Annotated in this window: 3 protein-coding genes; 2 read left to right on the top strand and 1 reads right to left on the bottom strand. The window is 47.0% G+C overall.

Features of this window, described 5'->3' with window-relative positions; translation table 11 throughout:
• A partial coding sequence (locus tag H6F50_RS26715) for a hypothetical protein (protein WP_206754822.1) occupies positions 1-228 on the bottom strand: 228 nt, incomplete at its 3' end.
• A gap of 64 nt (positions 229-292) precedes the next feature.
• Between H6F50_RS26715 and gatA the strand changes: the two genes are divergently transcribed.
• Positions 293-1,750, top strand: a complete 1,458-nt coding sequence (gene gatA, locus H6F50_RS07825) for an Asp-tRNA(Asn)/Glu-tRNA(Gln) amidotransferase subunit GatA (RefSeq protein WP_190428136.1) — start codon at positions 293-295, stop codon at positions 1,748-1,750.
• 65 nt (positions 1,751-1,815) lie between these two features.
• On the top strand, positions 1,816-2,384 hold a 569-nt coding region (locus H6F50_RS07820; protein WP_190428134.1), incomplete at its 3' end, for a PHP domain-containing protein.

Here is a 2,384-nt window from a genome sequence, read left to right as displayed (position 1 = left end):
ACTTTCTGAGCGAGAAAGCGCATGGGAGCGATCGCGCAAAACTGAAATCGACGCATAATTGACCTGGCGTGTGTTACGGACACGATCCAGTATGCTCGACTTGGAGGGTAACTGGACAGCGTCGGGAAAGGGATGTCTTGTGTAGAACAACCTTCGGTTCGGCATTTCCGGGTTTGCCAAACTTCCCGCTAAAATTTCACAATCCCAAAGGATTGCTGAATTAACCACCGCGTCTAAACCACGACCTATACTAAATATCTGGACTTTGAGTCACTAAAGGTAGAAGCAAAGCATGCCATCCATCCGCGAGTTGCACAAACAACTCATTAGTAAAGAACGCTCCGCTGTAGAACTCACTCAAGAAGCTTTAGACCGCATTCAGGCACTAGAGCCGAAATTGAATAGTTTTTTGAGCGTGACGGCAGAGAGAGCATTAGAACAGGCTCATGCTGTGGATGCCAAAATCGCTGCCGGTGAAGAAATTGGGCTGATGGCTGGCATTCCCATTGGCATCAAGGACAATCTCTGTACCCAGGGAATTCGCACCACTTGCGGTTCCAAGATTTTGGAAAATTTTGTCCCCTCCTACGAGTCAACCGTGACTCAAAAACTGGCGGATGCTGGTGCGGTGATGGTGGGCAAAACGAATATGGATGAGTTTGCGATGGGCAGTTCTACGGAAACCTCTGCCTATCAAATAACGGCTAACCCTTGGGATTTACAGCGGGTGCCGGGAGGATCGTCTGGCGGTTCGGCGGCGGCGGTGGCGGCAAGAGAGTGTGTGGTGTCTCTCGGTTCCGATACGGGGGGGTCTATCCGCCAGCCAGCATCTTTCTGCGGTGTTGTGGGGTTAAAACCGACTTATGGGCTGGTTTCCCGTTTTGGTCTGGTTGCTTATGGGTCTTCTTTGGATCAAATTGGGCCATTTGCGCGGACAGTCGAAGATGCAGCAATTTTACTGGGAGCGATCGCAGGTTACGATCCCAAAGACTCCACCAGTCTTGACGTAAAAATCCCAAACTATGCCAAATCCTTGAGACCTGACCTGAGACCTAGAGGTCAGTTGAGAGTCGGTTTTATTAAAGAAACTTTTGGCGAAGGTGTAGACTCCTGCGTCTGGCAAGCAGTCACAAAAGCGATTGAGCAGCTGCAAAATTTGGGAGCCGAAATTCAAGAAATTTCTTGTCCCCGCTTCCGCTACGGTTTGCCCACCTATTACATCATTGCTCCTTCCGAGGCATCCGCCAATCTCGCCCGTTACGACGGCGTGAAGTATGGCTTCCGGACGCCTGACGCGGATAATCTGTTGTCAATGTATACTCAGACCCGCTCCGGCGGTTTTGGCACCGAAGTTAAGCGGCGGATCATGTTAGGCACTTATGCTCTCTCCGCAGGATATTACGACGCCTATTATCTGAAAGCGCAAAAAGTCCGCACCTTGATTAAACAAGACTTCCAACGGGCTTTTGAAAGAGTGGATATCTTAGTGTCTCCCACTGCTCCCACCACCGCATTTAAAGCAGGGGAAAATAGCGAAGATCCCTTGAGTATGTATTTAAATGACCTGATGACGATTCCTTTAAATCTCGCAGGTTTACCTGGATTGAGTTTACCTTGCGGATTCGATGACCAGGGATTACCGATTGGGATACAGATGATGAGTAACGTGTTGCGAGAAGATTTGCTACTGCAAGTCGCTTATGCCTATGAGCAAGCAACCGATTGGCATCTACGCGCTCCAAAACTCTAGATTAGTAATCGGTAATTGGCATTACCGATTACCGATTACCAATTACCGATTACCAATTACCAAATATGTCTTTTGTTGGTTTGCACGTTCACAGTGATTACAGTTTGCTGGATGGTGCCAGTCAGTTACCAGAACTGGTGGATCAAGCATTGAAATTGGGGATGCCTGCGATCGCGCTCACAGATCACGGTGTTATGTATGGCGCGATTGAGCTAATTAAGGTTTGTCGTGGGAAAACGATTAAGCCGATTATTGGCAATGAAATGTATGTCGTTAATGGTGATATTGAAGAACAAAAGCGCGGCAGAAAAAAATATCACCAAGTTGTTTTAGCGAAAAATACGAAAGGCTATAAAAATTTAGTTAAGTTAACAACAATTTCCCATCTTAAAGGGTATCAGGGAAAAGGAATTTTTGCCCGCCCTTGTATCAACAAAGAATTATTAGCTGAATACCACGAAGGATTAATTGTCACCAGTGCTTGCTTGGGCGGTGAAATTCCCCAGGCAATTCTTCAACGCCGACCCGATGTTGCTCGTCGAACTGCCCAGTGGTATAAAGATGTTTTTGGTGAAGATTTTTATTTAGAAATTCAAGATCACGGTTCTCAAGAAGACCGAACAGTTAACGTTGA

The sequence above is a fragment of the Coleofasciculus sp. FACHB-712 genome (assembly GCF_014695635.1).
Classification (GTDB): domain Bacteria; phylum Cyanobacteriota; class Cyanobacteriia; order Cyanobacteriales; family FACHB-T130; genus FACHB-T130.
The sequence above is the reverse complement of the archived record's forward strand: the minus strand, read 5'-3'. Positions and strand labels throughout refer to the sequence as shown.

Excerpts from the sequence above, each read along its gene's own strand:
- gatA (WP_190428136.1), top strand. The coding sequence starts at position 293 with ATGCCATCCATCCGCGAGTTGCACAAACAACTCATTAGTAAAGAACGC.